This is a genomic window from Leifsonia xyli subsp. cynodontis, assembly GCF_050632205.1.
Taxonomy (GTDB): domain Bacteria; phylum Actinomycetota; class Actinomycetes; order Actinomycetales; family Microbacteriaceae; genus Leifsonia; species Leifsonia xyli_D.
In genome coordinates this window covers 740,850-763,909 of sequence record NZ_CP192578.1, presented here as the reverse complement: position 1 = coordinate 763,909, position 23,060 = coordinate 740,850, and the positions used below count along the sequence as shown (strand labels likewise).

The 23,060-nt window shown below is 72.1% G+C and carries 19 protein-coding genes and 3 pseudogenes; 9 read left to right on the top strand and 13 right to left on the bottom strand.

Annotated features, from left to right (window positions below; translation table 11 throughout):
* Positions 1 to 6: 6 nt before the first annotated feature.
* Genes ACQ86M_RS03775 through ACQ86M_RS03765 form a run of 3 tightly spaced genes read left to right on the top strand, consistent with a single transcriptional unit; the run spans position 7 to position 3,029 of the window.
* Positions 7 to 1,329 carry a magnesium transporter MgtE N-terminal domain-containing protein gene (locus ACQ86M_RS03775; protein ID WP_431220795.1) on the top strand — a complete coding sequence of 441 codons (1,323 nt, stop codon included), beginning with the start codon at positions 7 to 9 and terminating at the stop codon, positions 1,327 to 1,329.
* Positions 1,316 to 1,855, top strand: a complete 540-nt coding sequence (locus tag ACQ86M_RS03770) for a DUF1003 domain-containing protein (RefSeq protein ID WP_431220794.1) — start codon at positions 1,316 to 1,318, stop codon at positions 1,853 to 1,855. Before ACQ86M_RS03775 ends, ACQ86M_RS03770 begins: the two co-directional genes overlap by 14 nt.
* The gene (locus ACQ86M_RS03765; RefSeq protein WP_431247099.1) at positions 1,848 to 3,029 is read left to right on the top strand and encodes an Mrp/NBP35 family ATP-binding protein; all 1,182 of its coding nucleotides are present in this window, start codon (positions 1,848 to 1,850) and stop codon (positions 3,027 to 3,029) included. Before ACQ86M_RS03770 ends, ACQ86M_RS03765 begins: the two co-directional genes overlap by 8 nt.
* A 437-nt stretch (positions 3,030 to 3,466) precedes the next feature.
* On the opposite strand, the gene ACQ86M_RS03760 is transcribed toward ACQ86M_RS03765, so the two are convergent.
* The 3 genes and pseudogenes from ACQ86M_RS03760 to ACQ86M_RS03750 form a co-directional block, all read right to left on the bottom strand.
* Positions 3,467 to 4,960, bottom strand: coding sequence for a pyridoxal phosphate-dependent decarboxylase family protein (locus ACQ86M_RS03760; protein ID WP_431247098.1), 1,494 nt, complete (start codon positions 4,958 to 4,960; stop codon positions 3,467 to 3,469).
* Positions 4,947 to 6,331, bottom strand: a pseudogene (locus ACQ86M_RS03755) (MFS transporter). The gene ACQ86M_RS03760 and the pseudogene ACQ86M_RS03755 overlap by 14 nt, the downstream one beginning before the upstream one ends.
* A 42-nt stretch (positions 6,332 to 6,373) precedes the next feature.
* Entirely contained in the window at positions 6,374 to 6,736 is a 363-nt protein-coding gene (locus ACQ86M_RS03750) for a Sec-independent protein translocase TatB (RefSeq protein WP_431247097.1), read from the bottom strand.
* A gap of 80 nt (positions 6,737 to 6,816) precedes the next feature.
* Here ACQ86M_RS03750 and ACQ86M_RS03745 point away from each other — a divergent pair.
* Positions 6,817 to 7,448 (top strand): annotated as a pseudogene (locus ACQ86M_RS03745) (O-methyltransferase).
* 95 nt (positions 7,449 to 7,543) lie between these two features.
* On the opposite strand, the gene ACQ86M_RS03740 reads toward ACQ86M_RS03745, so the two are convergent.
* The 3 genes from ACQ86M_RS03740 to dapE all read right to left on the bottom strand — a co-directional run bounded on the left by ACQ86M_RS03740 (position 7,544) and on the right by dapE (position 10,144).
* Positions 7,544 to 7,717, bottom strand: coding sequence for a DUF3117 domain-containing protein (locus tag ACQ86M_RS03740; RefSeq protein WP_115695182.1), 174 nt, complete (start codon positions 7,715 to 7,717; stop codon positions 7,544 to 7,546).
* Between the two features lie 68 nt (positions 7,718 to 7,785).
* On the bottom strand, positions 7,786 to 9,078 hold the full coding sequence (locus ACQ86M_RS03735; protein ID WP_431247096.1) for a hypothetical protein: 1,293 nt from the start codon (positions 9,076 to 9,078) through the stop codon (positions 7,786 to 7,788).
* Positions 9,047 to 10,144, bottom strand: coding sequence for a succinyl-diaminopimelate desuccinylase (gene dapE, locus ACQ86M_RS03730; RefSeq protein ID WP_431247095.1), 1,098 nt, complete (start codon positions 10,142 to 10,144; stop codon positions 9,047 to 9,049). The genes ACQ86M_RS03735 and dapE overlap by 32 nt, the downstream gene beginning before the upstream one ends.
* A gap of 17 nt (positions 10,145 to 10,161) precedes the next feature.
* On the opposite strand from dapE, the gene dapD reads away from it, so the two are divergent.
* Positions 10,162 to 11,151 carry a 2,3,4,5-tetrahydropyridine-2,6-dicarboxylate N-succinyltransferase gene (gene dapD / locus ACQ86M_RS03725; protein ID WP_431247094.1) on the top strand — a complete coding sequence of 330 codons (990 nt, stop codon included), beginning with the start codon at positions 10,162 to 10,164 and terminating at the stop codon, positions 11,149 to 11,151.
* Between the two features lie 87 nt (positions 11,152 to 11,238).
* Here dapD and ACQ86M_RS03720 read toward each other — a convergent pair whose 3' ends face one another.
* The 3 genes from ACQ86M_RS03720 to pdhA are packed head-to-tail and all read right to left on the bottom strand — an operon-like array spanning position 11,239 to position 14,722.
* Complete coding sequence (locus tag ACQ86M_RS03720; protein ID WP_431247093.1) at positions 11,239 to 12,555, bottom strand: dihydrolipoamide acetyltransferase family protein; 1,317 nt, start codon at positions 12,553 to 12,555, stop codon at positions 11,239 to 11,241.
* Complete coding sequence (locus ACQ86M_RS03715) at positions 12,555 to 13,565, bottom strand: alpha-ketoacid dehydrogenase subunit beta (protein WP_431220784.1); 1,011 nt, start codon at positions 13,563 to 13,565, stop codon at positions 12,555 to 12,557. Before ACQ86M_RS03715 ends, ACQ86M_RS03720 begins: the two co-directional genes overlap by 1 nt.
* Positions 13,562 to 14,722, bottom strand: a complete 1,161-nt coding sequence (gene pdhA / locus ACQ86M_RS03710) for a pyruvate dehydrogenase (acetyl-transferring) E1 component subunit alpha (RefSeq protein ID WP_431247092.1) — start codon at positions 14,720 to 14,722, stop codon at positions 13,562 to 13,564. The genes ACQ86M_RS03715 and pdhA overlap by 4 nt, the downstream gene beginning before the upstream one ends.
* A gap of 182 nt (positions 14,723 to 14,904) precedes the next feature.
* Between pdhA and ACQ86M_RS03705 the strand changes: the two are divergent.
* A pseudogene (locus ACQ86M_RS03705) lies at positions 14,905 to 15,368 on the top strand (Lrp/AsnC family transcriptional regulator).
* A 149-nt stretch (positions 15,369 to 15,517) separates the two neighbouring features.
* Here ACQ86M_RS03705 and ACQ86M_RS03700 read toward each other — a convergent pair.
* On the bottom strand, positions 15,518 to 17,806 hold the full coding sequence (locus ACQ86M_RS03700; RefSeq protein WP_431220781.1) for a polyribonucleotide nucleotidyltransferase: 2,289 nt from the start codon (positions 17,804 to 17,806) through the stop codon (positions 15,518 to 15,520).
* Positions 17,807 to 18,123: 317 nt separating this feature from the next.
* Here ACQ86M_RS03700 and ACQ86M_RS03695 point away from each other — a divergent pair, with 317 nt between their 5' ends.
* From ACQ86M_RS03695 to ACQ86M_RS03685, 3 genes are all read left to right on the top strand, one after another.
* A complete protein-coding gene (locus ACQ86M_RS03695; protein ID WP_431247091.1) occupies positions 18,124 to 19,359 on the top strand; it encodes a GAF domain-containing protein in 1,236 nt (411 codons plus the stop codon).
* A 210-nt stretch (positions 19,360 to 19,569) separates the two neighbouring features.
* Positions 19,570 to 21,054, top strand: a complete 1,485-nt coding sequence (gene exaC, locus ACQ86M_RS03690; RefSeq protein WP_431247848.1) for an acetaldehyde dehydrogenase ExaC — start codon at positions 19,570 to 19,572, stop codon at positions 21,052 to 21,054.
* An 8-nt stretch (positions 21,055 to 21,062) separates the two neighbouring features.
* Complete coding sequence (locus ACQ86M_RS03685; protein WP_431247090.1) at positions 21,063 to 21,449, top strand: DUF779 domain-containing protein; 387 nt, start codon at positions 21,063 to 21,065, stop codon at positions 21,447 to 21,449.
* A 78-nt stretch (positions 21,450 to 21,527) separates the two neighbouring features.
* Here the strand turns inward: ACQ86M_RS03685 and ACQ86M_RS03680 are convergent, their stop codons facing one another.
* From ACQ86M_RS03680 to ACQ86M_RS03670, 3 genes are all read right to left on the bottom strand, one after another.
* A complete protein-coding gene (locus ACQ86M_RS03680; RefSeq protein ID WP_431220778.1) occupies positions 21,528 to 21,779 on the bottom strand; it encodes a hypothetical protein in 252 nt (83 codons plus the stop codon).
* A gap of 85 nt (positions 21,780 to 21,864) precedes the next feature.
* Positions 21,865 to 22,632 (bottom strand): fructosamine kinase family protein, encoded by a 768-nt coding sequence (locus ACQ86M_RS03675; RefSeq protein ID WP_431247089.1) that lies wholly within the window; start codon positions 22,630 to 22,632, stop codon positions 21,865 to 21,867.
* A gap of 9 nt (positions 22,633 to 22,641) precedes the next feature.
* The gene (locus ACQ86M_RS03670) at positions 22,642 to 23,013 is read right to left on the bottom strand and encodes a VanZ family protein (protein ID WP_431247088.1); all 372 of its coding nucleotides are present in this window, start codon (positions 23,011 to 23,013) and stop codon (positions 22,642 to 22,644) included.
* Between the last annotated feature and the right edge of the window lie 47 nt (positions 23,014 to 23,060).

Here is a 23,060-nt window from a genome sequence, read left to right as displayed (position 1 = left end):
TATAGGGTGAGTGCCGCCAGAGTGTTCGTCGCCCGCCTCGCCGGGACGACCGTGTTCGACCCCGTGGGCGACCGGGTCGGCAAGGTCCGCGACGTCCTCGTGGTGTACCGCAAGAACGACCCGCCCCGCGTCGTGGGTCTCATCGTCGAGATCCCCGGCAAGCGCCGCGTCTTCCTCTCCATCGGCCGCGTCACCAGCATCGGCAGCGGGCAGATCATCACCAACGGCATCATCAACGTGCGCCGCTTCGAGCAGCGCGGCGGCGAGGTCCGGGTGATCGCCGAGCTGCTCGGCCGTCGCGTCGTCTTCGCCGACGGCACCGGCGAGGCGACCATCGAGGATGTCGCGATCGAGGAGACCGACACCGGCGACTGGGCGGTCAGCCAGCTCTTCGTCCGCAAGCCCAAGACCGGGCCCTCCCCGTTCGGCAAGGGCGCGACGACGTTCGTGTCGTGGAACGAGGTGCGCGAGCGCCAGAACCGCGGCGAGGCGCAGTCGGCCGAGCAGCTGATCGCCACGTACTCCGAGCTGAAGCCCGCCGACCTGGCGAACACCCTGCTCGACCTCCCCCAGCAGCGGATGCTCGAGGTCGCCGAGGAGCTCCCCGACGACCGCCTCGCCGACGTTCTGGAGGAGATGCCCGAGAGCGAGCAGGTGCAGATCCTCGCGAAGCTCGACGATGACCGGGCCGCCGACGTGCTCGACCAGATGCAGCCGGACGACGCCGCCGACCTGATCGCCCAGCTCTCCGACGAGCGCGGCGAGCACCTCCTCGAGCTCATGGAGCCGGAGGAGGCGGAGGACGTCCGCATGCTCCTCAGCTACAACCCGGACACCGCGGGCGGTCTGATGACGACGGAGCCGATCATCGTGTCCGCCGACGCGACGGTCGCGGAGGGCCTCGCGCTCATCCGCCGCCACGAACTCGCGCCGGCGCTCGGCGCCGCCGTCTGCGTCACCCTGCCGCCGTACGAGGCGCCGACCGGGCGCTTCCTCGGCGTCGTGCACTTCCAGCGGATGCTGCGCTACCCGCCGCACGTGCGGCTCGGCACCCTCCTCGACCCGGGTCTCGAGCCCGTGACCGCCGACACCTCCGCCGCCGAGGTGTCGCGCATCCTCGCCTCGTACAACCTCGTCTCCGTCCCCGTGGTGGACGACAAGCACCGGCTCGTCGGGGTGGTGACCATCGACGACATCCTCGACTATCTGCTCCCCGACGATTGGCGAAGTCAAGACGAGGACGAGCCCGTGAAACGCACGGCGCCGTCCGACCAGACAGGCAGCATCCGCATCGTGAACGGGAGGAGGGGCGGAAGTGGCACGAGGTAGGCAGGAGACGGGGCTCGACGCCCCGCGGGCCCTTGGCACGCCGAAAGGCCTGCGCACCCCGGTGCTCCGGCGCGACCGCGTCGAATCGAGCGACCGTTTCGGCCGCTTCACGGAATGGATCGCCCGCGCCATGGGCACGCCGTGGTTCGTGCTCGGGCTGACCGTCTTCGTCGTCGCGTGGATGGCGTGGAACACTCTGGCGCCGGACAGCTGGCGCTTCGACTCGGCCGCCCTCGGGTTCATCGCCCTCACCCTGGTGCTGTCCCTGCAGGCCTCGTATGCGGCGCCGCTCATCCTGCTCGCGCAGAACCGGCAGGACGACCGCGACCGCGTGCAGATCGAGCAGGACCGGCAGCGGGCGGAGCGCAACCTCGCCGACACGGAGTACCTCGCCCGCGAGGTCGTCGCGCTGCGTCTGGCGGTGCGCGACATGGCGACGAAGGACTTCATCCGCGCCGAGCTGAGATCGCTGCTCGAGGATCTCGAGAAGAGCGAATCGGGCGAGGGCGAGCAGGCCCGTGCCTGACGGTTCCGGGACGGGCGGCGGCGGGACGGGCGGCGCCGGGCTGGCGGATGCGGTGCGCGGCGCCCTGGCCGCGGTGCTCGACCCGGAGATCCGCAAGCCCATCACCGAGCTCGACATGGTGGATGCGGTGTCGGTGGATGCGGACGGCCGCGCGTCGGTCGGCATCAAGCTCACGATCGTCGGCTGCCCGGCGGCGGACGCGATCGAGCGCGATGTGCGGGCGGCCACTGCGTCCGTGCCCGGCGTGACCGACGTCGCGGTCGGCATCTCGGTGATGACCCCCGCGGAGCGCCGCGCCCTCACCGAGAAGCTGCGAGCCGGCCGTCCGGCGCGCGGACAGCAGTTCGGACCGGAGTCGCTCACACGCGTGTACGCGGTCACCAGCGGGAAGGGCGGCGTGGGCAAGTCGACGGTCACCGCGAACCTTGCGGTCGCCCTGGCGGAGCGCGGGCTGCGGGTCGGGATCGTGGACGCGGACGTGCACGGCTTCTCGATCCCCGGCATCCTCGGCCTCACGGATGAGGACGGCGTGGCGCCGCGGCCGACGCGGGTCGACGACATGATCCTCCCGCCGGTCGCCTACGGCGTGAAGGTCGTCTCGATCGGGATGTTCGTCGACTCCGCCTCGGCGGCGGTCGCCTGGCGCGGGCCCATGCTGCACCGCACCATCCAGCAGTTCCTCACCGACGTCTTCTTCGGCGACCTGGATGTGCTGCTCCTCGACCTGCCGCCCGGCACCGGCGACGTCGCCATCTCCGTCGGGCAGCTGCTGCCGACGGCCGAGGTGCTCGTCGTCACCACGCCCCAACCGGCCGCGGCCGACGTGGCGGAGCGCAGCGGCGTCGTCGCCCGGCAGACCGGGCAGCGCGTGATCGGCGTGATCGAGAACATGGCCGGACTCGTGCAGCCGGACGGCAGCGTGCTCGAGCTCTTCGGCTCGGGCGGCGGCGCCGAGGTGGCGCGGCGGCTGTCCGCCGGCCAGGACGACGCGGTGCCGCTGCTGGCGAGCGTGCCGCTCAGCATCCCGCTGCGGGCGGGCGGCGACGCGGGCGCACCGATCGTGGTGACCGACCCGGCCGACCCGGCCGCTGTGGCGATCCGCGCGGTGGCGGAGCGCCTCGCGACGCGCAGCCGCGGCCTGGCGGGCCGCAAGCTCGGGCTGTCCGTCCGCTGAGTCGCGCGGTCCGCGTGTCGCCGGCGGCCCGCACCCTCTCCGCTTCCGTCCGCTCCTGCCGAGTCGCGACATCAAGTCACCACTCGACGGAAATAGGCGCAACCACTCACCACTCGATCGCAGCGGTGCTTCCCGCGGTTCACCGGACCCCCGCCTCCCCCGGCCGAGTCGCGACATCCACTCACCACTCGACCACAGCAGAGCCGCGAGTCGCCGGGCCCCGCCTCCCCCGGCGAGTCGCGACACCTGCTCACCACTCGACGGAAATAGGCGCATTTACTCGCCACTCGACGGAAATCCGCGCATCCACTCACCACTCGACCACAGCAAAGCCGCGGCTCGCCGGGCCCCGCCTCCGCCGGCCGAGTCGCGACATCTGGTCACCAGTCGACGGAAATAGGCGCATCCACTCACCGCTCGTGCGGCGGGCGCGGGCGTCAGGCGTCGGCGGGCTCGACCGCGCGCGCGAGCAGCTCGACGAGGAGGCGCTCGGCGACGGGATGCGGCAGCGCCTCCACGAGGGCGAGCAGCGGGGCCTGGTCGTCGGGCAGGCCGGGCGTCCCGCCACCGGACAGGTCGGCGCCGAGTCCGAGACCCGCGAGGATGTGCGCGGCGGTCGCCGAGTCGAGCGGAGCGTCTCCGAGGCCGGGCGGCAGCGCGCCGAGCACGGCATCCCGGTCGACCGGCGCCACCCCGCGAGCCTCGTCCGCCGCGCCGCGCAGCGCGCCCTCGAGCTCGTCGAGGTGCGCCTCCGTCACGGGCGTGATCGTCAGGTGCGTGGTGTGCGGCAGGCGCGATCCGTCCGCTTGCGTCAGGCCGGGCTGCAGTTGCAGCACCCAGCCGCGGCGGCGCACGCGGTCCGCCCAGTGGTGCGGGTCCACGCGGCGCTCAGCGGGCACGGTCTCGTCGGCGGCGACCGCCAGCAGCGGCCCGGTCGGCTCGCCGACGATGCGGAGCCCGTCGATGTCGCCGACGATGTCCAGCAGCGCGCGGGTCGACCGCCGGCACGACTCCGCAAGCTCGGCGAAACCGCGGGCTCCGAGCGCCTGCACGATGGCCCAGGATGCCGCCAGCGCACCCGCGGACTTGGAGCCGAGCAGCGTGGCGTTGACCACCGGGTAGCCCGGCCATCCGGTCGTCGCGAAATACTGCCTCCGCTGCCGGTCGCGCCCGCGCTGGAGCAGCACGCTCGCACCCTTCGGCGCGTAGCCGTACTTGTGCAGGTCGGCGGAGACGCTGGTCACCCCGGCGACGCGGAAGTCCCACGCCGGCAGCGCCGAGCCGTCGGCGGAGCGCCAGAACGGCAGGATCCAGCCGCCGATGCAGGCGTCCACGTGGCACGCGACCCCGGCCTCGTCGCACGCCGCCGCCACCTCCTCCACCGGGTCGAGGGTCGCATACGGGTACGACGGCGCCGACACGACGACGAGCGCGACGTCGGGCGCGATCCGCGAGACGAGCGCCGCGGCATCCACTCGGCCCGTCGCGCGGTCCACCGGCACGAGGTCCAGCGCGAGCCCGAACAGCGCCGCCGCCTTGTGGAACGCCGCGTGCACCGTCACCGGGGCGAGGAGCCGCGGGGTCCCGGCGCCACCGCCCGCCCGCCAGACATCGCGTGCGGTCTTCACCGCGAGGAGGCACGACTCGGTGCCGCCGGACGTCACCGAGCCCACGACGTCGTCCCCGCCGTGCAGGAGCTCCCGCGCGAAGCCGATCACTTCGCGCTCCATCACCGCGACCGACGTGAACGTGGTCGGGTCGAGTCCGTTCACCGGCTGGACCAGCCGCATGGCCTCCGCCGCCAGCTCGTCGATCTCGGGCATCCCGGAGTCGTACACATAGCTGAGCACGCGGCCGCCGTGGGTCGGCGCGTCCGCCCGGCGCAGCGCCGCGAGCCTTCCGAGGATCGCCCGCTGGTCAAACGACGCCATCGATGTCTCCCTTCCGCAGCCGGTACCGCGCCAGCGGCACGAGGCTGACCGCGATGATGAGCGCCGGGATGAGGCTGAAGCTGAGCGCGATGCCCGCCACCGCGCTCCCCGGCTGCGACGCCACGGCCGACGAGGACGCGCCGGCCACCGCCGCGCTGCGTGACACGTACCCGCTCACCGCGAGCACGATGCTCAGCACCGTCGCGCCGAGGGCCATACCGGTGGTCTCCCCGCCGTCCACATGCCGCCGAACGTCCCGGCCCGGCCGGCGCCGTTGCGGCGGGAGTCATGCGAGATGACGTCCGGCAGCATCGCCATCGGCAGCGACTGCATGCCCGCGTACGCCGCGCCCGCCACGGCGACGGGCGCATAGACCCACGCGCCGGGAGCCCACAGCAGGGCGACCATGGACAGGGCGGCGACGCCGAAGAGGACGCTTGCGATGGCGAATCCCCGCTCCTTCCCGATGCGGCGCGCGACGACGCCCCACACGGGCGTGACGACGAGGGCCGGAGCGATCAGCGCGACGAAGAGGAAGGTCACCGCATCCTCCGAGTGCAGCAGGTACGTCGCGACGTAGTTGGCCCCGGCGAGCATCAGCCCGGTCGCGAGGCCCTGCAGGAGGAACGTGAGCAGCAGCGCGCGGAACGGCTGGCTGTCGCGCAGCACGCGCACGCCGGACGCGTAGTTGGCGCGAAGGGTGGTGAGGATGCTGTCGCGCGGCGGCACGTCGGCCGACGGGAGGCCGCGCGGCGCGACGAAGGCGGAGACGAGCATCCCGGCGCCGATCACCACGCCGGCGACGAGGGCCATGAGCAGGTAGCCGCCGAAGGTGTGGCCGCCGCCGAGCGAGCGCAGCGCCGGTCCGCCCGCACCGAACAGCAGGATGGCGAACGTCAGCACGACCACCCGCCAGGTCAGCAGCCGCGTGCGCTGGTCGTAGCCGGCCGCGAGCTCCGCGGGCAGCGCGATGTACGGCACCTGGAACAGGCTGAACGCCGTCGCCGTCAGCACGAACGCCAGCAGCACCCACACGGCCGCGACGCCGGCGGGCGTGCCGGGGAGCACCGCGAAGGTGAGCAGGAAGAACACCGGGAGGGCGACAGCGCCGAGCAGCATCATCGGGCGGCGGGAGCCGCGCACGGCGAGCATCCGGTCGCTGCGGGCTCCGATCACCGGATCGATGATCACATCCCACACCTTCGCGACCGTGACGACGGCACCCGCGACGATCGCGGCGACGCCGAGCGAGTCGGTGAGGTAGTAGACGAGCACGAGCCCGGGGAGCGTGGCGAACCCTCCGGTGCCCAGCGATCCGACGGCGTACCGCGCGACGGTCGCCCGGGTCAGCGACTGCTCCGTTGCGATCATGTCGGCAGCGTAGTGGATGCGCGCCCGCCGACCGCGCAGCGGCTAGGTGGACTCGCTGTCGAACGGCGGCAGCGCGCCCGCCGTCAGCGGCATCCTGCGCTGGGCGTAGGCGGACTGCGTCACGGGCTTGATCGCGCCGGCAGGCTCCCCCGGTTCCTCCAGCAGCGCCTCGCGGATGATCCGCCGCGGGTCGTACTGACGCGGGTCGAGCTTCTTCCAGTCGACGTCGTCGAACTCCGGGCCCATCTCGTCGCGCATCCGGTCTTTCGCACCGTTGGCGAAGTCGCGCAGGGAACGCACCAGCTGACCGAGCTTCGCCGCGTAGGTCGGAAGGCGCTCGGGGCCGATGACGAACGCCGCGATCACCGCCACGATCAGCAGCTTGTCGAAGGTCAGCCCGAACACCATTCCAGGGTATCGCGGCGGTGCCTCCACGGATGCTGCGTGAGCCGACCGTATCCTGAGGGTTGATCGACGGGAGCGCTGTGTCAGAGAAGGACTCGAACTGGAGGTTCGCCGACGACGTGGTCGTCGAGAGCGACGTGATCGTCCGCGCACGCCAGCAGTCGCTGGAGCTCGGCATCGACCCGATCTCCCCGCCACCGGCGCACAGGCGGCCGTGGTCGTCGCCGCAACGCGTGCGGAGAACATCGTCGAGATCGGCACCGGCACAGGCGTCAGCGGGTTGTGGCTGCTGACGGGCGGCACCGAGGCGCAGCTGACGTCCATCGACGTGGAGGTGGAGCACCAGCAGCACGCGCGGGCGTTCTTCACCGAGGCCGGTGTTCCGTCGAACCGCGTGCGCCTCATCCCCGGCCGCGCCCTCGAGGTGCTGCCCCGGATGAACGAGAACTCCTACGACATCGTCTTCATCGACGCCGACCCGCAGTCGGTGATCGAGTACGTCGAGCACGGCCTGCGCCTGGTGCGCCCGGGCGGCACCGTGCTCGTCGCCCGTGCCCTCTGGCGGGGGCGGGTGGCCGACCCGGCGGCCCGCGACGACGTCGCGACCGGGTTCCGCACGCTCATCACCGAGACGTCTGCCTCCGGCGCCGTCATCGCGGCCCTGTCTCCGGCCGGCGAGGGTCTGCTCCAGATCACCAAGCTCGCGCCGTAGCGGCACCGCACCGCGTCCTGCGCAGCGCGCACCGCGCCACACATGCCGGAAGGGCCCCGATCGCTCCGATCGGGGCCCTTCCGGTAAGGCGATGGTCAGGCGGAGGCGACCACACTCGCGAGCGCGTCGTGCAGCTCTTTTGCTTCCGCGTCATTGACGGAGACCACGAGTCGTCCCCCACCTTCGAGCGGCACACGCACGATGATGAGCCGTCCCTCCTTCACAGCCTCCATTGGCCCGTCCCCGGTCCTCGGCTTCATGGCCGCCATGCAGCTCCCCTTTCGTGGATGTCCTCCTATTATCCGACATCCTCGCGGGCCTGCGGAAATCGGAGGTGTCACGGCGGTGACCAGTCGTATCCGTCGATCGTCCAGCAGATCGCCACCCATCCCACCTGCAGCGCCACGAACAGCAGCACCATCGCGACCCGGTAGACGCGGCTGCGCGGCAGCGCGAGGGCGCCGAGGAGGGGGAACAGCGGCATCAGGAGGCGGAACGTGCTCGACTGCGGGAAGAACACGGCCAGCAGGTAGAGCGAGTAGGCCGCCACCCAGAACCGCAGGTCGACACCGAGCCGGCGCACTGCGGGCGAGAACAGCAGGACGGCGAACAGCGCGATCAGGACGACGAGCGTCACCATGCCGACCCATCCCGGCAGCCCGAGCATCTCGCTCGCCCACCAGTCCGCGCCCTGGAACCACGGCGCGAACGGCAGCAGGTGCACGAACCCGATGTACGGCGCGCGCCACGCCAGCTCGGTGTCGGTGTACGCGGTCAGGGAGCCGGTCGCGATCGCGGCGATCCCGGGCCACGCCAGGCCGGCCACGCCGCTGAAGACCGTCAGTGACACGCTCAGGATGCGCTCCCGGCGCGGGAACGGATCCTCGCGCCGCCGCACCCACCGGTACACCACGTGCATGGCCAGCGCGAGGGCGAACGCCAGCCCGCTCGGCCTCGTGAACGCCATGGCGAGCACCGCGGCGAACAGCCAGCCGTACCGCCGCTCGACGAGCAGGAGCAGCGCGACCACGAGCAGGAGGATGTGCAGCGACTCCGCGTACGCGACCTGGAACAGCGGCGACACCGGCGCCACGCAGAACAGAACGACCGCGAACAGGCTCTGCGACGCGCTGAGCCCGACGCGGCGCATGAGCAGGTGGAAGACCAGGGCGGCACCCGCCCCGGCCGCGAACGACACGAGCACGGCGGCGACGGGCCACGGCAGCCGGGTGACGAACATGACCGCATCCACCACCCCCGGGAATCCGGGCATGAACGCCCACGCGTTCTCGCTGACGTGGATGCCGTCGCTCGTCGGCAGGATCTTCGGGTAGCCGAAGCCCGCGACGATCTCGTACCAGCGTCCGTCCCAGATGTTGGCGAAGGTGAAGTAGTCGGGGCCGGCGGACGTCCAGGCGTTCTTCGTCTCTCCCGCTGCGAAAGCGAGCAGGATCGCCGTGGTGATGACGCGCGCGCCCAGGTAGACCGCGAGCACACGCACCCACCACAGGGTCCACCACGGACCGCGGGGCGCTAGGGCGCGCGCCTCCCCCGCGGCGAGGTCGACGTCGACCCCGCCGTCACGCAGGTCCCCGGAGTCAGCGGCCGCCGGCGCCGGTGAGCCACGCACGCAGCCCCTCCTCCACGGCCACGATCTGCTCCACGTCGACGCGCTCGTCGTCGGCGTGCGCCTTCAGCGGGTCGCCCGGGCCGTAGTTCACCGCAGGGATGCCCATCGCGCTGAACCGGGCCACGTCCGTCCATCCGTACTTGGGCTTGGCCACGCCGCCGACCGCGGCGACGAACTCCTGCGCGAGCGGCGCATCCAGCCCGGGCCGGGCGCCGTCCGCGCGGTCGACCACGGTGATCTCGTAGTCGCCGAACAGCTCGTGCATGTGGTCGATGGCCTCCTGCGAACTGCGCGACGGCGCGAACCGGTAGTTGATGTGCACCATGCACTCGTCCGGGATGATGTTGCCCGCGACGCCGCCCGAGATGCCGACCGCATTCAGCCCCTCTTTGTAGACGAGCCCGTCGACCTCCACCTCACGCGCCCGGTACGCGGCCAGGATGTCGAGGATCGGCGCCGCCTTGTGGATGGCGTTGTCGCCCACCCAGCCGCGGGCCGAGTGCGCGCGCAGCCCGTACGTGCGCACCTCGACGCGCAGGTTCCCGTTGCAGCCGCCCTCGACGACCCCGTTGCTGGGCTCGCCGAGGATGCCGAAGTCGCCGACGAAGAGGTCCGGACGGTTGCGCGCCAGGCGGCCGAGGCCGTTCAGCTCGGCGTTGACCTCTTCGTGGTCGTACCACATCCATGTCACCTCGACGGCGGGGTCGGTGAGCTCGGCGGCCAGCTTCAGCTGCACGGCGACGCCCGCCTTCATGTCGACGGTGCCGCGGCCCCAGAGGTAGCGGACGCCGTCGTGCTCCTCGAACCGCGTCGGCAGGTTGTCGTTCAGCGGCACGGTGTCGATGTGGCCGGCGATCAGCGCGCGGCGGTCGCGGCCGCCGTTGGTGCGGGCGACGATCGTGTCGCCGTCCCGGATCACCTCGAGGTGCGGGTAGGCGCCGAGGGCGGACTCGATCGCGTCGGCCAAGGTGCCCTCGTCCCCGGAGACGGACTCGATGTCGCACAGCTGGCGGGTCAGGTCGATGGAGGTGGCGCCGAGGTCGAGGGGAACGCTGCTGATCTGCACCCTACTAACCTAGGGGCATGCCTTCCGACGTGTCTGAAAGTTCTGTCGCGCCCGCCGTATCCCGCTCCGCCTGGGGCTACGGCCTCGCCACGGTGGCCGCCGACGGCACGGTGCTCGACACGTGGTTCCCGGAGCCGCGCCTGGGAGCCCTCCCGGCCGGCCGCGACCGCTGGATCGCCCCGGCCGAGCTGGAGGAGCTGGCGGGAGAGGATGCGCGCCGCGCCGTCCGCATCGACATCGTCACCGTCGAGATCGAGCTGGATGCGCCTCCCGCCTCCACCCCGGACGCCTACCTGCGCCTCCACCTCCTCTCGCACCTGCTCGTGCAGCCCAACGGCCTCAATCTGGACGGAATCTTCGCGCACCTGCCGAACGTGGCCTGGACGAACGCGGGCCCGGTGCACCCGGCCGACCTCGATCGCCTGCGTCCGCGGCTGCAGCGGGCGGGCATCCAGGTCTCGGGCGTCGACAAGTTCCCGCGCCTGCTCGACTACGTCACGCCGGACCGCGTGCGCATCGCCGACGCCTCGCGCGTGCGCCTCGGCGCGCACCTCGCGCCGGGCACGACCGTGATGCACGAGGGATTCGTGAACTTCAACGCCGGCACGCTCGGGTCGTCGATGGTGGAGGGCCGCATCTCGCAGGGCGTGGTGGTCGGCGACGGCTCCGACATCGGCGGCGGCGCATCCATCATGGGCACGCTCTCCGGCGGCGGCACGCACCGGGTCTCGATCGGCGAGCGGGCCCTGCTCGGCGCGAACTCGGGCATCGGCATCTCGATCGGCGACGACTCGGTGGTCGAGGCGGGACTCTACGTGACCGCGGGCACGAAGGTCGTGCTGGTCGGCGAGGCGCCCACGGCGGACGGCCGCCCGCGCACCGTCAAGGCGGCGGAGCTCTCGGGGATGCCGGGGCTGCTGTTCCGCCGCAACTCGCTCACCGGCGCGGTCGAGGTGCTGCGTCGCGCGGGCGTCGGCGTGGAGCTGAACGCGGCGCTGCACGCGTAGCCGGGCGCCGGCGCGCTGCTCTGTGGGACGCAACACGCCGTTATCCGTGCGCGATGACGGCGTGTTGCGCCCCTGGATGCGCCGGCGTCAGAGCATCGCGAGCACGGAGGCGGGGTCGGCCAGGATGCGGCCGATGTCGGCGAGGAAACGGGACGCCTGCTCCCCGTCCACGATCCGGTGGTCGAACGTCACCGCGAGGGTGAGCACGTCGCGCAGCGCGATGCCGCCCTCGTGCTCCCACGGCTGCTTCCGGACGGCACCGACCGCGAGGATCGCGGCCTCGCCGGGCGTGAGGATGGGCGTGCCGGCGTCCACCCCGAACACGCCGACGTTCGTGATCGTGATCGTGCCGCCGCTCAGGTCGGCGGGCGCGGTGCGCCCCGCGCGGGCCGTCTCCGCCAGCTGACGGATCGCCCCGGCGACCTCCGCGAGCGACATGCCGTCGGCGTCGCGGATCACCGGGACCATCAGCCCGCGCGGGGTCGCCGCCGCGATGCCGAGGTGCACGTACTCCGCCTGGACGATCTCGTTCGCCGCGTCGTCCCACCGCGCGTTGACCTCGGGTGTGCGGCGGACCGCCAGGAGCAGCGCCTTCGCCACGATCGCCAGAAGGCCCGGACGGGCGTCGGCGAACTCCGGCCGCGCGCGCAGACGGGTGGAGAGCTCCATCGTCGGTGTCACGTCGACGGTGAGGAACACGGTCGCCTGCGGGGCGCCGAACGCGCTGCGGACCATCGCGTCGGCGGTCGCCTTGCGCACGCCGCGGATCGGGATGCGCTTCTCGCGCGACCCGTCGGCGCGCGCCGCAGGGGCGGTCGCCTCCGCGTCGTGCTGTGAGGCGAACGCCTGCACGTCGCCGCGTGTGATCAGCCCGCGGTCTCCCGATCCGACGACGGATGCCAGATCGACCCCGAGCTCGCGCGCGAACTTGCGGACCGGCGGGGTGGCCCGCGGGCGCTCCGCGAGCGCGACGGGAGCCGCCCCGGACGCGGCGGAAACGGCCCCGACGCCCACCAGTCCCGGCCGCGGCCGCCGCGCCGGGCGCGCGCCCGACTCGGGCCGCGCCCCGTACCCGACCAGCGTCGGCTCGCGGACCTCCGTGGGCGCGTCCGCGACCGCATCCTCCGCCGTCGTCGGCCCCTCCGCCGGCGCCGGCTCCCCCGCATCCACCTCGAACGCGACAAGCGGCTCCCCCACCGCCACGGTCACCCCGGGCTCCACGAACAGCCGCGACACGCGTCCGTCGTACGGCGCGGGCAGTTCGACCAGCGCCTTGGCCGTCTCGACCTCGGCGATGATCTGGTTGAGCTGCACGGTGTCGCCGACGGCGACCTTCCACGCGACCAGCTCCGACTCGGTCAGCCCCTCACCGAGGTCGGGCAGCGCGAACTCCCGGACCGCCATCAGTCCTCCACCCCGCTCAACGAGTTCGGCCGATCCATCGCGCGGTCGATGCCGTCGAGGATGCGGTCGAGGTCGGGCAGGTGCGCCGACTCGAGGCGCGCCGGCGGGTACGGGATGTCGTGCCCGGTGACGCGCACCGGCGCGTGCTCCAGGTGGTAGAAGCAGCGCTCGGTGATCGAGGCGGAGATCTCCGCCGCCAGGCCGCCGGACAGCGCCGCCTCGTGCGTCACGACCAGTCGGCCGGTGCGCTTCACCGACGCGGCGACGGTGTCGAGGTCGAGCGGCGAGAGCGAACGCAGGTCGATGACCTCCACCGAGACGCCGTCGTCGCCGGCGGCCAGCGCCGCATCCCGTGCCAGCGACACCAGACCGCCGTACGTGACGAGCGTCACGTCGGTGCCCTGCGTCACCACCCGGGCGGTGCCCATCGGGCGAGCGTCGGCGAGCGGCGCATCCTCATCCACCTCTCCCTTGGCGTGGTAGCGGCGCTTCGGCTCGAAGAACAGCACGGGGTCGTCGGAGGCGATCGCCTGCTGGATGAGCGTGAAGGCGTCCTGCGGATCCGACGGGCTCACGACGCGCAGGCCGGCCGTGTGGGCGAAGTACGCCTCCGGCGAGTCGGAGTGATGCTCGGCCGAGCCGATGCCTCCGGCGAACGGGACGCGGATGACGACCGGCATGCGCACGTTGCCGGCGGTGCGGTAGTGCATCCGGGCGACCTGGTTCACGATCTGGTCGAAGGCCGGGTAGATGAACCCGTCGAACTGAATCTCGACCACCGGACGGTAACCGCGGTACGCCATCCCGACCGCGGTGCCCAGGATGCCGGACTCGGCGAGCGGCGAATCCATGACCCGGCGCGGCCCGAACTCGGTCTGGAGGCCGTCGGTGACGCGGAAGACGCCGCCGAGCGTGCCGATGTCCTCGCCCATGAGGACCACCCGGTCGTCGGCCGCCAGGGCGCGGCGGAGCCCGGCGTTGATTGCCTTCGCCATGCTGAGGGAGGTCATCGGCCGTCGCTCCCCACGAACGTGCGGAGGTACCGCGAGTAGTGGTCGCGCTGCCGGGCGATGCCGGTGTGCGGCTCGGCGTACACGTTGTCGAAGACGGACAGCGGGTCGGGGTCGGCGAGCGCGGTGATCCCGGAGCGCATCTCGGCGGCGACGGCGTCGGCCTTCGCGACGATGGCGGCCATCCGCTCCTGGGTCAGAGCGCCCTGGGCGTCGAGGTACGCCTCGACGCGGGTCACCGGGTCCTTGGCGCGCCACTGGTCCAGCTCCGCGGTGTCCCGGTAGCGGGTGGGGTCGTCGGCGGTGGTGTGCGGACCCATCCGGTAGGTCACCGCCTCGATGAAGGTGGGGCCGCCGCCGCTGCGGGCGCGGTCCAGGGCAGCGCGGGTGACGGCGAGCACGGCGAGGACGTCGTTGCCGTCCACGCGGACGCTCGGGACGCCGAACCCGGGCGCGCGATCGGCGATCGGGCGCTGCGCCTGCAGGGACACCGGCTCGGAGATCGCGTACTGGTTGTTCTGGCAGAAGAAGATCACCGGCGCGGCGTACGTCGCGGCGAAGATCAGCGCCTCGTTGACATCCCCCTCACTGGTCGCGCCGTCGCCGAAGTAGGCGACCGCGACCGCATCCGTGCCGTCTGCCTGGATGCCGAGCGCGTATCCCGTCGCATGCAGGGTCTGCGCGCCGATGATCACCTGCGGCGTCGCCATGTTGATGTCGTAGGGGTTCCAGCCGCTCTGCGTCGTGCCGCGCCAGACGCGCAGCAGGTCGACCAGGCCGGCGCCGCGGCAGTACGCCACGCCGTGCTCGCGGTAGCTGGAGAAGACGAAGTCGTCGGCGCGGAGGGCGCGGCCGGAGCCGATCTGGGCGGCCTCCTGGCCGAGCAGCGGCGGCCAGAGTCCGAGTTCGCCCTGGCGCTGCAGGGCGGTCGCCTCGGAGTCGATCCGGCGGATGACGCGCATGTCCTCGTAGAGGGCGAGCAGCTGGTCGGTTCCGATGTCGGAGACCCAGGCGTCGTAGCGGTCGTCCGCGTGACGGATGCCGTCGGCATCGAGCAGGCTGACGACGTCGATGGCGCCGAGATGGAGCTCACCGAGGGCACCGAGCTCGCTGTGGGAGCCGCCCCGACGGGTGGCGGGCTGATTGTCGATCGTCACGGTTCACGCAACCTTCACTCTCGCGCCCGGACGGCATGCTTGTGGCGTGCACGACCGGCTTCCGGCCTCGTCGCCGGAATTAGGGGAAGGTTACGCCGCGAGGTCAGCGCGCACAACCATCGGCGTGTCGACCGTGCAGGATGCACTATCCGGCGCGACCGGGGGATGCTAGCTTTCACACTATGCGCAGCTTCGACAGCACCGATCGCCGCATCCTCCTGGCGCTCGCGGACGACCCGCGATCGACCAACGTCTCGCTCGCGGACCGCCTCGGGCTGAGCCGGAACACCGTGCAGGCGCGGGTGGCGGAGCTGGAGCGCAGCGGTGCCTTCCTCTCGTTCGAGCGGCGCATCTCCGCCCGTGTCGCCGGCTACCCGCTCGCGGCGTTCGTGAACGTGCACGTACAGCAGCAGCGGCTGGCCGCCGTCGTCGAGAGCCTCGCGGCGATCCCGGAGATCGTGCAGGCGCACGGCCTCTCCGGGCCGTCCGACCTGCTGCTGCGCGTGGTGTGCGTCGACGCGGAGGACCTGTTCCGCATCACCGGCATCATCCAGTCGACGGAGGGGTCGATCGCGCCGAGACGTCCCTCGACATGGGCGAGCTCATCCCCTACCGCCTCCGCCCCCTCCTCACCCGCGACGCCTGAGCCTTCCCCCAACCGTCGAGTCCGCGAAGATTGGACGCTGGGATCGCTCTCTCCGTGCAATCTTCGCGGACTCGATGTTGGGGGGTTGAGCCGGGGACGCACGAAGGCCGCGCCGACGGAAGTCGACGCGGCCTTCGGCACGAGACGGGTTACGCCTCGGCGGGAGCCTCCGCGGGGGCGGCCTCGGCCGGAGCCTCGACGCCCTCCTCGGCGATCACCGGGGCGAGCGACAGCTTTCCGCGGTCGTCGATCTTGGTGATCTCGACCAGGATCTTCTGGCCGACGCCGAGCACGTCCTCCACGTTCTCCACGCGCTTGCCACCGGCGAGCTTGCGGACCTCGGAGATGTGCAGCAGGCCGTCCTTGCCCGGGAGCAGCGAGACGAAGGCACCGAACGCGGCGATCTTGACGACGGTTCCGAGGAACTGCTCGCCGACCTCCGGGTTGGTGGGGTTCGCGATCGCGTTCACCTGGGCGCGGGCCGCCTCGGCCGACGGGCCGTCGGTGGCGCCGATGTAGACGGTGCCGTCCTCCTCGATGGAGATCTCGGCACCGGTCTCGTCCTGAATCGCGTTGATCGTCTTGCCCTTCGGGCCGATCAGCTCGCCGATCTTGTCGACCGGGATCTGGACCGAGATCACGCGGGGCGCGGTCGGGGCCATCTCGTCCGGGCGGTCGATCGCGGCGTTGAGCACGCTCAGGATGGTGGTGCGCGCGTCCTTCGCCTGCTTCAGCGCGCCGGCGAGCACCGACGACGGGATGCCGTCGAGCTTCGTGTCGAGCTGGATCGCGGTGACGAACTCGCTGGTGCCGGCGACCTTGAAGTCCATGTCGCCCAGCGCGTCCTCGGCGCCCAGGATGTCGGTGAGCGCCGCGTAGCGGGTCTCACCGTCGACGACGTCGGAGATCAGGCCCATGGCGATGCCGGCGACCGGGGCGCGCAGCGGCACACCGGCGTTCAGCAGCGACAGGGTGGAGGCGCAGACGGAGCCCATCGAGGTGGAGCCGTTGGACCCGAGGGCCTCGGACACCTGACGGATCGCGTACGGGAACTCGTCGCGGCTCGGCAGCACCGGCACGAGGGCGCGCTCGGCGAGGAAGCCGTGCCCGATCTCGCGACGCTTCGGCGAACCCACGCGGCCGGTCTCACCGGTCGAGTAGGGCGGGAAGTTGTAGTGGTGCAGGTAGCGCTTCTTGGTGACCGGCGACAGCGAGTCGATCTGCTGCTCCATCTTGAGCATGTTCAGCGTGGTGACGCCCAGGATCTGGGTCTCGCCGCGCTGGAAGATCGCCGAACCGTGGACGCGCGGGATGACCTGCACCTCGGCGTCGAGCGGACGGATGTCGGTCAGGCCGCGACCGTCGATGCGGATGCCCTCGCGCAGCACGCGGCCGCGCATGACGACCTTCGACACCGACTTGTAGGCCGCCGAGAACTGGGTGAGGACCTCGGGGTCGAGGACCCCCGCCTCCACCTTCTCGGTGAGGGACGCCTTGACGCGCTCCTTGAGCGCGTCGTCGGCGTTCTGGCGCTCGATCTTGTCGGCGATCTGGTAGACGTTCACGAGCTCGTCGTAGGCGAGGCCGGCGACGTTGTCGTAGGTGGCCTGCGAGTAGGGCAGGAACACCGGGTAGTCGGCGATGGCCTTCGCGGACTGCTCCGCGATGACGTTCTGCGCACCGACGAGCTGGCGGATGAACGGCTTGGCCGCCTCGAGGCCCTGGGCCACGATCTCCTCGTTGGGCTTGACGGCGCCGCCCTGGATGAGGTTCCAGCTGTTCTCGGTGGCCTCGGCCTCGACCATCATGATCGCGACGTCGCCCTCGGAGCCGTCCTCGTTGGTGAGGACGCGACCGGCGACGATGAGGTCGAACACGGCCTCCTCGAGCTGCGAGGCCTTCGGGAACGCGATCCACTGGTCCTCGTGCGCGCCGTTGCCGGGGATGAGCGCGAGGCGCACACCGGCGATCGGGCCGGAGAACGGCAGACCGGAGATCTGCGTGGAGGCGCTGGCCGCGTTGATGGCGAGAGCGTCGTAGAACTCGTCCGGAGCGATGCTCAGGACGGTGATGACGATCTGCACCTCGTTGCGGAGGCCGTCGACGAACGACGGGCGCAGCGGCCGGTCGATCAGGCGGCACACCAGGATCGCCTCGGTGGACGGGCGGCCCTCACGGCGGAAGAACGAGCCGGGGATCTTGCCGGCGGCGTACGAGCGCTCTTCGACGTCGACGGTCAGCGGGAAGAAGTCGAAGTTGTCCTTCGGGTGCTTGCTGGCGCTGGTGGCGCTCAGCAGCATGGTCTCCTCGTCGAGGTAGGCGGCGACGGCGCCCTGCGCCTGCTGGGCGAGGCGTCCGGTCTCGAACCGGACGGTGCGGGTGCCGAAGCGGCCGTTGTCGAGGACGGCTTCGGCGAATTTGATCTCAGGACCTTCCAAGAGGTCTGTCTCCTTTGTTTAACGTCGCGGTCCCGTGTGGACGGCGACTTCATTCAAGGAGCGAGCAGGCAGTTCGACACGTCTGTCGTGTACGCGGCATCCCATGCGGGTGCGTGGGCTGAGCCCGTCTGGCCATCAGTAGAAATACACGGTTGCGCTCGCCGCCACCTGGCGCGGCGCATCCGGATACCACCACCGAGGACCAGCTCCTGCCAGCCTGCTCCGGTCGATCGGCGCACGGCCGACCACCGGTAGCTTACCAGCCGGTAGCCCTGCGCGGGGGACGCGGCACACCGGCGGGAGTTACGATGCTGCGCATGGACGAGGGAGTCTCCCGGGCGATGCGCCCCGTGGTCGACGCGTCGTGGCGGCGCGCCGAACAGGCGCACCTGGATCCGGAGCATGTCTCCGCGCCGGTGGTGCTCGAGGGCCCGAGCCTGGAGGATGCGCGGCGCGCGCATCCGATCGCGGCCGCCCTGCCGGTCATCCGCCGGCTGCTCGTGCAGGACGCCGAGCCGGACTCCCGCGTCGTGGTGGCCGTCGGGGACGCCCACGGCCGGCTGCTGTGGGTCGAGGGCGACCCGGTGCTGCGGCGGCGCGCCGAGCGGATGCTGTTCGTGCCTGGCGCCGCGTGGGCGGAGGGCGATGTCGGCACGTCGGCCCCCGGCACCGCGCTCGCGATCGGCGACGGCGTGCAGATCCGCGGGTCCGAGCACTTCGCGTACGACGTCAAGCCGTGGAGCTGCACCGCCGTCCCCGTGCGCGACCCCGAGAGCGGGGACATCATCGGCGTCGTCGACGTCACGGGCGAGGACCAGGTCGCCGCGCCGCACGTGCTGCGCCTGGTGGAGGCCACCGTCGCGGCGGTGGAGCGCGAGCTGCTGATCGGCCGCCTGCGCGACGCCGCCGCCGGCGCCGGCCGCCGGGCGCCCCGGAAAGACCGCTCCCGGCGCGCCGGCGAGGTGGCGCAACTGCGCGTCCTGGGGCGCGACACCGGCGAGCTGACCGGCTCGGCCGGCCGGCAGGGCACGCTGAGCGCGCGGCACAGCGAGCTGCTCGCGCTGCTCGCCTGGCACCGCGAGGGCCTGTCGGCCGAGCGCCTGGCCGAGCTCGTCTACGGGGATGCGCGCAGCGCCGTCACGCTTCGTGCGGAGATGGTCCGGCTGCGCCGCGCGCTCGGGGCGATCGCGCCCGAACTCGGGCCCCTGACCCGCCCGTACCGGCTCGCGGCCCCGCTGGAGACCGACCTCGGCGCCGTCGTCGACCTGCAGCGGCGCGGGGCCCACCGCGCGGCCGTCGCCGCGTACGGCGGAGGCCCGCTGCCCGGGTCCGCCTCCCCGGGCCTGGAGGAGCTGCGCGAAGAGGTCGTCGCCCGGCTGCGGGAGGCCCTGCTGGAGTCCGCGTCGGCGGAGCTCCTGCTCGCCTGGGCGGAGACCGACCGCGGGGCGGACGACGCGGAGATCTGGCGCGCGGCCCTGCAGGCGCTCCCGCCCCAGTCACCCCGCCGGGCCATGGTGGTCGCGCACCTGATGGCCCTGGAGGCGCGCGACTGACGGCCGCCGCGCCGGCATGCAACGGAATGCAACCCTCCCCCGGCTAGCGTGCGGAGCGCGCGTGACCGACGCGCATCCATGCGATGTCGAAGGAGACAACCCATGACTCTGAGCCCGGAACAGACCGCCGCCGAGACCGCCGGCGCCGCCGCGGCCGCCGCCCCCGAGAAGCCGAGCGCGTACGTCCATCCCGGTCGCGAGGGTGCCGTGATGAGCTACGCGCCCCGCTACGACCACTTCATCGGCGGACGGTACGTCGCGCCGCGCGGCGGCCAGTACTTCGAGGACATCACGCCGGTCACCGGCCGCCCGTTCACCGAGATCGCGCGGGGCACGGCCGCCGACGTGGACGCCGCCGTCGATGCCGCCTGGGCCGCGTTCCCCGAGTGGAGCCGCACCTCGGTCGCCGAGCGCGCCCTCCTGCTCACCCGCATCGCCGACCGGATGGAGGCCAACCTCGAGGCCCTCGCCGTCGCCGAGACGTGGGAGAACGGCAAGCCCGTCCGCGAGACGCTGGCGGCCGACATCCCGCTCGCCATCGACCACTTCCGCTACTTCGCCGGCGCCATCCGGACGCAGGAGGGCGGGATCAGCGAGCTCGACCACGACACCGTCGCCTACCACTTCCACGAGCCGCTCGGCGTCGTCGCGCAGATCATCCCGTGGAACTTCCCGCTGCTCATGGCGACCTGGAAGCTCGCTCCGGCCCTCGCCGCCGGCAACTGCGTCGTGCTGAAGCCCGCCGAGCAGACGCCCGCGTCCATCCACATCTGGCTGGACCTCGTACGCGACCTGCTCCCGGACGGCGTCGTGAACATCGTGAACGGCTTCGGCTTCGAGGCCGGCGCTCCGCTGGCGTCGCACCCGCGGATCCGCAAGGTCGCCTTCACCGGCGAGACCACCACCGGCCGGCTGATCATGCAGTACGCGAGCGAGAACCTCATCCCGGTGACCCTGGAGCTCGGCGGCAAGAGCCCCAACATCTTCTTCGAGGATGTCGCTGCGGGGAAGGACGCCTACTACGACAAGGCGCTGGAGGGCTTCTCGTTCTTCGCGCTCAACCAGGGCGAGGTCTGCACCTGCCCGTCGCGCGCGCTCGTGCAGTCGTCGATCTACGACGGCTTCGTGGGAGACGGCCTGGACCGCGTACGGGCGATCAAGCAGGGCGACCCGCTCGACGTGTCGACCATGATCGGCGCGCAGGCCTCGAACGACCAGCTGGAAAAGATCCTGTCGTATCTGGACATCGGCCGGAAGGAGGGCGCACGGCTGCTCACCGGCGGCGAGCGCGCGGACCTCGGCGGCGAGCTGTCGGGCGGGTACTACGTGCAGCCGACCGTGTTCGAGGGCGACAACTCCATGCGCATCTTCCAGGAGGAGATCTTCGGGCCGGTGCTGGCGCTCACCCGGTTCCGTGACTTCAACGACGCGATCGGGATCGCGAACGACACCCTCTACGGGCTGGGCGCGGGCGTATGGAGCCGGGACGGCTCCCAGCTGTACCGTGCGGGCCGCGCCATCGAGGCCGGGCGGGTGTGGTGCAACACCTACCACCAGTACCCGGCGCACGCGGCGTTCGGCGGCTACAAGCAGTCCGGCATCGGGCGCGAGAACCACAAGATGATGCTCGACCACTACCAGCAGACGAAGAACCTGCTGGTGTCGTACGCCGACGGCCCCATGGGCTTCTTCTAGGAGACGCCATGACCGACGCGCTTCCGGCGCGCGTGGACGTCACGCCGGCCGCCGCAGCGATGCTGCGGCGGCTGGCGGGCATCCACGGCCCCCTGCTCCTGCACCAGTCCGGCGGATGCTGCGACGGCTCGGCGCCGATGTGCTACCCCGTGGGGATGTTCCGCACGGGAGCCGCGGACGTGCTGCTCGGCCGGCTGGAGCTCGACGGCGTCGACCCCGTTCCGGTCTATATGTCGGCTGCGCAGTTCGAGTACTGGAAGTACACGCATCTCACGATCGACCTGGTCGACGGACGCGGAAGCGGTTTCTCGGCGGAGGCGCCGGAGGGCAAGCGGTTCCTGACCCGATCCCGGATGCTGTCCGACGCGGAGCTGGCCGCGCTGGGCCTGGTCTGAGGTCGGGGGAAAGCCCGGGAGGGCGTCGCATCAGGCGCGACCGGCGCCCCCCGTTTCCCCCTGCTGCCCAGGCGGGCATCAGTGGTCCGCCTGGTGCTCCCCCTCGTGCTCCGCGCGCGGGTAGTTCCCGATCCGCTGGCGCGTGCTGCGCACCTCGGGCGGTTCGTCGTCGTGCTGCGCGCCGACGTAGGCGCCGAGCACCTCCGACTCGGCCGGTTCCTCCGGCCGCGTGCCGGTGTAGCGGCCGTGCACCTGCCGCACCTCGGGGATCTCCGGGTCGGCCTGGGTGTACCGCCCTTCGACGAGGTCGCGCTGTTCGGTCTCGACCATGATCATCGCCTCCTTGCTTGCGATGTCGCAATTATCCTCCCCTGCGTGCACGGAAGGAAGGGTGCGGCCGCACGGATTCGGCCGGTCAGAGGGCGAGGGTGGCGCGGGCCGCCTCGGCGAGCGCCGCTCCGTACGCGGGTCCGTGACCGGCCGCATGCACGGCGAGCGGATGCAGCTGGTGCAGTGGGATGCGCTCGCGCCAGCCGTCTCGCAGCGGCCGGGCCCCTCGATAGCCGGCGACGATCTCGTCCAGGAAGGGAGCTCCGAACAGCGCGAGCATCGCGAGGTCGGTCTCGCGGTGGCCGCCGTGCGCGGCCGGGTCGATGAGCACGGCGCCACGCGCATCCCAGAGCACGTTACCCGTCCACAGGTCGCCGTGGATCCGCGCCGGGGGCTCGCCGTCGTCGAAGTCGCCCGCCTCCACCCGGTCGAGCGCCTCCCGGACGACCGCCGCCTGCGCGGGCGTCACGCCGCCCACGCCGGACGCGATCTCGAGGTACGGCCGCACCCGGTCGCGCGCGTAGAAGCGCCCCCACGTCGCTTCGTGGGCGATCGGCAGGGGCCTCCGCCCTATGAAGAGCGGCCCGTCCCAGCCCTCCGGCGGCGCGCCGAATGCGGCGGCGCCCGCCGCGTGCGTGACGGCGAGTGCCGCGCCGAACGCGCGAGCGGCCGCCGCGGTCGGACGGGACGTGTGGATGCGCTCCAGCGCGATCCGTCCCGGCTCCACGGACGCCACCCGGACGACCCGTGCTCCGCCGTCGCGCTCCGCCTCCCCCAGCCAGGCCAGCCCGGCCGCCTCCGCCTCGAAGAACCCGTCGGGCGCATCCGCCCGCTCCTTGGTCACCGTCTCCATGCCGCCACCTTACGGAGCGCGCCGTGCCGCCACGGCGGCGACGCCGATCCCGACGAGGGTGCCGAGGGTGTTGGCCAGCAGGTCACGTGGATCGCTGAACCGCGCGGGCAGGAACGTCTGCACCAGCTCGATCGTCAGGGTGGCGGCGACGCCGATGGCGAGCGCCAGCCACCACCGCCAACGGCCGAGAAGGAGGACGAACAGCAGCCCCATCGGCACGAACAGCAGCACGTTCGCGGTGAACTCGGCGACGGAGTAGTCCACCCAGGCGAACCCGGGTACGGACGACACGGCCCGCAGCAGGGCCCGCAGAGCGGGATTGCCGGCGGGATCGGCCGGAGCAGGGTCGAGGGTGATCCACGCCACCGCGGCGAGGTACACCGCGATCAGGAGGGGAGCACGGCACCGCGTCGCATCCTCCTATGCTG

Bases quoted from the DNA above. Each gene is read 5' to 3' on its own strand.
- ACQ86M_RS03760 (WP_431247098.1), bottom strand. From the start codon at position 4,960: ATGGCGTCGTTTGACCAGCGGGCGATCCTCGGAAGGCTCGCGGCGCTG.
- ACQ86M_RS03740 (WP_115695182.1), bottom strand. From the start codon at position 7,717: ATGGCGGCCATGAAGCCGAGGACCGGGGACGGGCCAATGGAGGCTGTG.
- dapD (WP_431247094.1), top strand. From the start codon at position 10,162: ATGCCTTCCGACGTGTCTGAAAGTTCTGTCGCGCCCGCCGTATCCCGC.
- ACQ86M_RS03720 (WP_431247093.1), bottom strand. From the start codon at position 12,555: ATGGCGGTCCGGGAGTTCGCGCTGCCCGACCTCGGTGAGGGGCTGACC.
- ACQ86M_RS03715 (WP_431220784.1), bottom strand. From the start codon at position 13,565: ATGACCTCCCTCAGCATGGCGAAGGCAATCAACGCCGGGCTCCGCCGC.
- ACQ86M_RS03695 (WP_431247091.1), top strand. From the start codon at position 18,124: ATGGACGAGGGAGTCTCCCGGGCGATGCGCCCCGTGGTCGACGCGTCG.
- exaC (WP_431247848.1), top strand. From the start codon at position 19,570: ATGAGCTACGCGCCCCGCTACGACCACTTCATCGGCGGACGGTACGTC.
- ACQ86M_RS03685 (WP_431247090.1), top strand. From the start codon at position 21,063: ATGACCGACGCGCTTCCGGCGCGCGTGGACGTCACGCCGGCCGCCGCA.
- ACQ86M_RS03680 (WP_431220778.1), bottom strand. From the start codon at position 21,779: ATGGTCGAGACCGAACAGCGCGACCTCGTCGAAGGGCGGTACACCCAG.
- ACQ86M_RS03675 (WP_431247089.1), bottom strand. From the start codon at position 22,632: ATGGAGACGGTGACCAAGGAGCGGGCGGATGCGCCCGACGGGTTCTTC.